Below are 6844 nucleotides of genomic sequence, written 5' to 3' on the forward strand. Positions count from 1 at the left end.
AGGGTTTGCCGTGTCCACTCAACGGAGGGGTGAGAATCTTGTCCTGGGGAAGAAGACTGCTGGCGCTGGGCGCCGTCGCGGCCCTGTCCGCCGGCCTGACGGGCAGCGTGTCCGCGGCCACCGAACAGTCGCCGGGTGACTGGGCGACGTTCCAGAAGGACCTCGTGGGGTCCCGCTACAACGCGGCCGAGTACCGGATCAACGCCATGAACGTCGGGAACCTGAAGCTGAGGTGGGCGTTCGCCTACCCGAAGACCGACAACACGCTGGTCCGCAGCGAGCCGGCGATCGTCGGCGACACCATCTACTTCGGCGGCTCGGACGGCAGGTTCTACGCACGGGACGCCAGAACCGGCGCGGCGAAGTGGGAGTTCGACCTGCGTTCCGTGTCGCCAGAAGGTTTCGCGGTGGTGTGGGACGCCCCGGCCGTGTCCGGCGGCACGGTCTTCTTCGGCGACGCGCGCGGTTACTTCTACGCGCTGGACGCCCGGAGGGGCACCCTGAGGTGGTCGACCCGCATCGACTCCCACCCGGCGGCCACGGTGACCAGCTCGCCGATCGTCTACAAAGGACGCGTCTACGTGGGCGTGTCCAGTGGCGAGAACACGGCCGGCCGTGACTACCCGTGCTGCACGTTCCGGGGTCACCTGGACGCGCTGGACACGAGGACGGGTGCGTTGGCGTGGCGGTACTACACGGTGCCGGAGCCGCGGCAGGTGGGCACCTGGCCGAGCGGCGCGGCGAAGTACGAGCCGTCGGGCGTCGGCGTGTGGAGTTCTCCGGTGGTGGACCCCCGGTCCGGGACGCTCTACGTGGGCACCGGCCAGAACTACACCGGGAGCGGCGGCGACTTCGACACGCTGCTGGCACTGGACGCCCGCACCGGCGGCGTGCGGTGGAAGAACCAGGTGACGAAGGCCGACACGTGGCGCTCACTGTGCAACGACCCCGAGCCGGCGGGCTACTGCCCGGGCCTGGGCGACGGCTCCGCGCTGGACTACGACATCGGCTCCACCCCGAACATCTTCCGCGCCGGCGGGCGAACGCTGGTCGGTGTGGGTCAGAAGCTGGGCGTGTACCACGCGTTCGACGCGCGGACCGGCGAGGTCGTGTGGCGCAGGCAGCTGGGCGTGCCGCTGCCGTCTGGTGGGATCTCGGGCATCCAGTGGGGTTCGAGCTTCGACGGGAAGAGGCTGTACATAGCCACGTACTTCGCCGACCCGGGGACGATGTTCGCCGTGAACCCGGCCGACGGCAGGGTGTTGTGGCAGACCCCGAACCCGGCGGACGGCTGCACGACGGGCGGCGCGGCGCGGTATCCGGACATCTGCACGCTGGCCCACGCCCCGGCCGCGACGAGCAGTCCCGGCCTGGTCTGGGAGGGCGCGAACGACGGCAAGGTGCGGGCGTACGACTCGCGAACGGGCAGCGTGCTGTGGAGCTACGACACGATCCGAACGTTCACCGGCGTGAACGGCGTGCAGGGAATGGGCAGCGCGATTGCCGGCACGGGCGGTGGCGTGGTCGTCTCCCACGGAATGGTGTACGTGCAGTCGGGTTACGTCCCGGAGTACTCGACCGCTCAGGGGCATGTCCTGCTGGCGTTCAGTCTCTGACCGCCCCGCGCGCCGGGAGGGGGACTCACCGAACATCACCTCGATCCGCACTTCGGTCCGCAACCCGATCCGCACTTCGATCCGCCACGTCCGGCACGTAGAACCTCGTCGTGGCCTCGACCGCGGCCGCGACCTGTTCCGGGGCGCCGCCGGCGGCGAGATGAGCCTGACCCCACGCCGCGGAGCCGCGGCGGCTGAACTCGCGCCCTCGGGCGACTTCTCGAGCTCGGCCAGGTTCACGATCTCGTCGCCGGCCAGGAACCGGGCCAGGGCGAGCAGACTCCAGTCCCAGCCGACACCGCCGGCGCCGGGACCGTACGTCGGGAAGGAGGGCTCACCGACGACCGCCGCGTGGATCAGCTCGAACTCGGTGTCGCTGGGCCTGACCCGGGTCAGGCGCACCTCGACCTCGCTCGTGCCGGGCCAGGCGTCGGCATCCGGGCCGTAGAGCCAGGACACCTTCAGCAGCCGCGGTCGCTCGCACCGCGGGATCTCGCCGTGCTCGCCACCCGCCAACTCGAACCTTCCGCCCGGCCGGAGGTCCCCGGTGACCGGCTTCATCCAGCGGCGCAGCCGATCGGCGTTGGTGATGGCGTCCCAGACGTCGTCGATCTCCGCGTCGTACCGGCGCCGGAGCTCCACCGTGTACGCCTCGCCGGCTGGAACGTCCCCCTTGCCCATCACCCGGTGCACGGCGGCCAGCTCGTCCAGTACGTCCTTCCTGTCATGTCCTCTCGGTGGGTGATCTCGGTCCTGCCCGGCGACACTTATATAAGACAAAGCTACTATTCGGTGGTCGGCCCAACAGTGGACACGCCGGCCTGCCCCGCTACCAGCCGCGAACCACGACGCCTCCGCGCGGTCGTCGCCGGCGCCTTCCGCAGTCCACTCAGGACGCCGGCGATGATCAGCGCAGCGGCCACGATCCGCGACCACGTGAGCTCCTCGCCCGTGAACAGCGCGGCCGAGGTCATCCCGAACACCGGCACCAGCAACGAGAACGGCGCGATCGTGGACGCCGAGTAGGTCCGGATCAACAGGCCCCACAGGCCGAACCCGGCCACGGTGGCCACCAGCCCGACGAACAGCACCGACCCGGCCGCCGACCACGTCATGTTCCGCAGCGCCGCCCAGTCCCGCCGCGGACCCTCGAACACCACCGACAGCACACCCAGCGGCAGCACCGCCAACGCGCTCACCCACACCATGAACCGCAACATGTCCGGGGGCGCCGCGCGCCGCATCACCACGTTGCTCGCCCCCCACGCCGCGGCCGCCCCGATGACCATCGCGAACGCCCTCAACGGGCTCGTCGCGCCCAGGTCCAGTGCGATCAGGCCGATCCCGCCCAGCGCCACCGCCATGCCCAGAACCTGTTGCCGGGTAAGCCTCTCCTTCAACAGCGCCACCGCGAACACCAGCGTGAACGGCGCCTGCGCCTGCAACACCAGCGACGACAGCCCCGGCGGCATCCCCGCCGCCATCCCGGAGAACAGCAACCCGAACTTGACCACGCCCAGGAACAACGCCATCAGCGCCACCCACCGCCACGGCACGCCCGGCGAACGGAGGAACAAGATCGCCGGCACGGCCGCGACCAGGAACCGCGACGCGGAGAACAGCAGTGGCGGGAGCCGCGCCAGCGCGACATCGATGATCACGAAGTTCACGCCCCACACGAGGGCGATGCCGAGCGCTAGCAGCAGGTGACGAGGCGACATGCGACCAGCCTCCGGCCGGCCGAAGTGAAGTACAAGTCAATTGTCCTGGCGGCCATACATTAGAGTCGCTACATGTTCGACCTGTCCCGCCTGCGTGTCCTGCACGCCGTCGCCGGCCACGGCAGCCTCGCCGCGGCCGCACAGGCACTGCACCTCACCCCGTCCGCGGTGTCGCAGCAGATGGCCAAGCTGGAGCGCGAGGCCGGCTGCGCGCTCGCCGAACGCCAGGGCCGCCGCCTCCGCCTCACTGACGAGGGCCGCGTCCTCGCCGCCCACGCCGACCGCATCCTCTCGGCCGTCGCCGAGGCGTCCGCGGACCTCGACGAGCGCCGCGGCCGCGTGCTCGGCCAGGTCGACCTCGGCGCCTTCGCCACCGCTGCCCGGGGGCTGGTGCCGGCGGTGCTGCGGACGTGTGCGCAGCGGTACCCGGACCTACGGATCCGCCTCCGGGAGGTCGAGCCCTACCAGTCGCTCGGCCTCGTCGCGGCGGGTGACCTGGACGTGGCGGTGGCGCAGGACTGGATGAACCTCCCGGTCGCCGTGCCGGAGCGGCTCGCCAGCGCGGACATCGGCCTCGACTTCGCGGACATCGCCCTGCCGCAAGGACATCCGCTCGCCGCACGCGACGGCATCGCACTGCTGGACCTCGCGGACGAGCCGTGGATCGCGTCCACCGCCGGCACCATCTGCCACGACTGGCTGACCACGACCTTCCGCCGCGCGGGCCACGAACCGCGGGTCGTCCACCAGGCCGCCGAGTTCCCGACCCAGCTCGCGCTGGTGGCCGCCGGCCTCGGCGTCGCGGTCGTTCCGCGCCTGGCGGCCGACTCGGTGCCGCCGAACGTGTCGCTGGTGCCGGTCGAGCCGGCCCTGCACCGACGCGTCTTCGCGGTGTGGCGCGCGGAGGCCGCGCGGAGGCCGGCGATCCAGGCGGTGGTGAACGCGCTGAAGGAGTCCTTCGCTCCGTGACGCCGCCTATACTCCCTGTGCAACAGGTCTCTTGGGGGAGTCATGTCAGCTCGCTGGGTCGCGGCGTCTGCATGTGCCGCTGTTCTGTCCGCCCTCGCGCCGCCCGCCGCCGCGCAGCCGTCGTCCGAGCCACCGTCCTCGGCGCGGCCGAGCGTGGGAATGCCGACGCCGCCGCCGCTTCCGCCCGACTACCAACCGCCACGCGACGACGGCCAGCCGGACAAGGACTACCAACTCAGCAAGGAGTGCGTCTCGGCGCTGCCGTCGACCGAGCAGCTCGACGAGAAGCCGTGGGGCCAGGATCTCCTGCGGTTCAACGAGTTGCCGAGGTTCGCGACCGGCAAGGACCAGACGGTCGCGGTCATCGACACCGGCGTGTCCCAGCACGACTTCCTGAGTGGCCGGCTCGACGGCGGCGGTGACTACGTCGCCAAGGACGGCGACGGCCTCGAGGACTGCGACGGCCACGGCACGATGGTCGCCGGGATCATCGCCGCGGACCCGCGGGACGACCGGATCGGCTTCCGCGGCATCGCGCCGGCGGCCAGGATCGTCAGCATTCGCCAGACCAGCGCCAACTACGAGTTCAAGGACCCGGCGACCAACGAGCCCCAGGGCGCGGGCAACCTGATCACCCTGGCGAAGGCGATCGTCCACGCGGCCGACACCCCGGGCGTCACGGTCATCAACATCTCGATCAACAACTGCCGCGTGACCGACGGGACCGTCAACCCGATTGAGCGGGACCTGCAGGCCGCGCTGCGGTATGCCGTGGAGCAGCGGGACATCGTCGTCGTGGCGTCGGCGGGCAACTTCCCCGAGGGGACGTGCGCGGAGCAGAACGGCCCCGATCCCAACAACCCGACGTGGCTGGTGTTCCCACCGTGGTTCTCCGACCACGTCCTGTCGGTCGCGGCGGTGAACGACAAGGGCGACCTGGCGGAGTTCTCGATCCAGGGGCCGTGGGTCTCGGTGGCGGCGCCCGGCACGGACATCATCTCGCTGAACCCGGGCGACCCGACGAAACTGGCGAACCGCACGGTCGGCGACAAGAACCAGCAGGGCCCGATCCAGGGCACGAGCTTCGCGGCCCCCTACGTGGCGGGTCTGGCCGCGCTGGTGCGTGAGCGCTTCGAGAAGCTGACCGCGAAGCAGGTCATGAACCGCATCAGGACCACCGCCTCCCACCCGGCCGCGACCGGCGGCCACGACGACCGCATCGGCTACGGCATGATCAACCCGGTCGCGGCCCTGACGGCGTTCATCCCGGCGGAGAAAGGGATCCCGAACGACACGGCCATCCCGTCCCCGTACGCGGTACCCGCCCCGGAACACCGCGACTGGACACCCCTCCTGGTGGCGATGATCGGCTCCGGCGGCGGTCTGGTCCTGTTGCTGCTGACCCTGTTCGTAGCCCACACCATCCGCCGCAACAAGTCCGCCGCTAGTGTCCCGCGCCGGAAATGCGGTGATTAAGTCGGTGGATCCAGGTTTCTGCTGGCAAGGCGCCGGTTCGTCCTCGTACTGGGTCGTACTTGGGCGAACCGGCAACGCCGCCAGCAGGAAGCTGGGCCGCCGAATTAGTTGCCTGATCTCCGGCGCGGGACACCAGTCCGCCACCCCGGGATTTTTGAGTGTTGGTTGCGTTCCGGCGATGGTGCGGGTGTGGAGGTGGATGGTGGCTGGGTGGCGTCACGTTCCCCTGAGGTAACTGCTGATGGGGTGGAGACTTTCTGGCAAAGATTTCGGGAGAGGGCTGGTCGTTTACGGGAGAGGGGCTGGACAGTGGGTTAGGGCGGCCAGTAGGTCGGCTCGTTGGGGGTCGTTGGCGGGGTGCCATGGGCAGGCGATGTCGAGTGCCACGACCTGCCCCGTGTCGACGATCCGCCGTACGGCGTCGACGACGGTGCCGGTGGACGGGCCGCCACGTACCGGGAAGAGGAGGCCGGGGAGGTCGTCCGCGTCGATCACGTCCAGGTCGATGTGGAGCACGACCGGCCCGTCCGGCACCAGGGTGTCCGTCACCGAGCGGCGCTGGATGGCGGCGGTGGCGAGGTAGTCGACCTCGGCGGGGTCCAGGTCGCGTGCGCCGACCAGGGTGACCCGGTCCTCGCCGACCGGGCGCAGCCCGAGCGGCCCGGCGACCAGGTCCGCGTGCGCGCCGATGGCGAGTCGCAGCGAGAGCCCACCGAGGTAGCCCGAGGTCGAGGTCTCCAGCGTGTGCACGTCCCCGTGGGCGTCGAACCAGATGAGCGACGGGTCGGCGCCGGCGCGCTGCGTGCCGGCGAGCACACCGAGCGAGACCAGGCAGTCGCCCGACACGACGACCGGTGGCGCCTCGGACGCGGCCACCGCAACGGCGACCGCGTCGTACAGGGACGTGAGCCGGTGCCAGACATCGCCGTCGGGGAGCGCCGGTGAGACGGTCCGGTGACCGTCGCCCGGCACCGGCAGGCTGCCCGCCGGGAGGCGTTCGTCCTGGTGGTAGGGCACGACGATGACCGGGCTCACGCGGGGGTCCAGTCCGTGTTGGCGCCG

6 protein-coding genes and 1 pseudogene are annotated in these 6844 nt (G+C 70.7%); 4 read left to right on the forward strand and 3 right to left on the reverse strand.

The genetic code is table 11. The annotated features are described in order from the left end of the window. Window positions 1-29: 29 nt before the first annotated feature. Window positions 30-1616: a PQQ-binding-like beta-propeller repeat protein gene (locus tag VET29_RS20745; protein ID WP_324922951.1), complete on the forward strand. Its 1587-nt coding sequence runs from the start codon at window positions 30-32 to the stop codon at window positions 1614-1616. A gap of 160 nt (window positions 1617-1776) precedes the next feature. Beyond that, window positions 1777-2064 carry a hypothetical protein gene (locus VET29_RS20750; protein WP_324922953.1) on the forward strand — a complete coding sequence of 96 codons (288 nt, stop codon included), beginning with the start codon at window positions 1777-1779 and terminating at the stop codon, window positions 2062-2064. Here VET29_RS20750 and VET29_RS44095 read toward each other — a convergent pair. Beyond that, a pseudogene (locus VET29_RS44095) lies at window positions 1992-2297 on the reverse strand (SRPBCC domain-containing protein); the annotation flags it as partial. The gene VET29_RS20750 and the pseudogene VET29_RS44095 sit on opposite strands and share 73 nt — an antisense overlap. A 104-nt stretch (window positions 2298-2401) precedes the next feature. Beyond that, on the reverse strand, window positions 2402-3337 hold the full coding sequence (locus VET29_RS20755; protein WP_324922955.1) for an EamA family transporter: 936 nt from the start codon (window positions 3335-3337) through the stop codon (window positions 2402-2404). A 72-nt stretch (window positions 3338-3409) separates the two neighbouring features. Between VET29_RS20755 and VET29_RS20760 the strand changes: the two genes are divergently transcribed. Next, a complete protein-coding gene (locus VET29_RS20760; RefSeq protein ID WP_324922957.1) occupies window positions 3410-4306 on the forward strand; it encodes a LysR family transcriptional regulator in 897 nt (298 codons plus the stop codon). 42 nt (window positions 4307-4348) lie between these two features. Next, the gene (mycP, locus tag VET29_RS20765; RefSeq protein WP_324922960.1) at window positions 4349-5782 is read left to right on the forward strand and encodes a type VII secretion-associated serine protease mycosin; all 1434 of its coding nucleotides are present in this window, start codon (window positions 4349-4351) and stop codon (window positions 5780-5782) included. A gap of 288 nt (window positions 5783-6070) precedes the next feature. Here mycP and VET29_RS20770 read toward each other — a convergent pair. Further along, window positions 6071-6844 (reverse strand): arginase family protein (locus VET29_RS20770; protein ID WP_324922962.1); only part of this gene is annotated, 774 nt, incomplete at its 5' end.

It is taken from the genome of Actinophytocola sp. (genome assembly GCF_035634895.1).
GTDB lineage: Bacteria > Actinomycetota > Actinomycetes > Mycobacteriales > Pseudonocardiaceae > Actinophytocola.

Bases quoted from the DNA above. Each gene is read 5' to 3' on its own strand.
- VET29_RS20750 (WP_324922953.1), top strand. From the start codon at position 1,777: ATGAGCCTGACCCCACGCCGCGGAGCCGCGGCGGCTGAACTCGCGCCC.
- VET29_RS20755 (WP_324922955.1), bottom strand. From the start codon at position 3,337: ATGTCGCCTCGTCACCTGCTGCTAGCGCTCGGCATCGCCCTCGTGTGG.
- VET29_RS20760 (WP_324922957.1), top strand. From the start codon at position 3,410: ATGTTCGACCTGTCCCGCCTGCGTGTCCTGCACGCCGTCGCCGGCCAC.
- mycP (WP_324922960.1), top strand. From the start codon at position 4,349: ATGTCAGCTCGCTGGGTCGCGGCGTCTGCATGTGCCGCTGTTCTGTCC.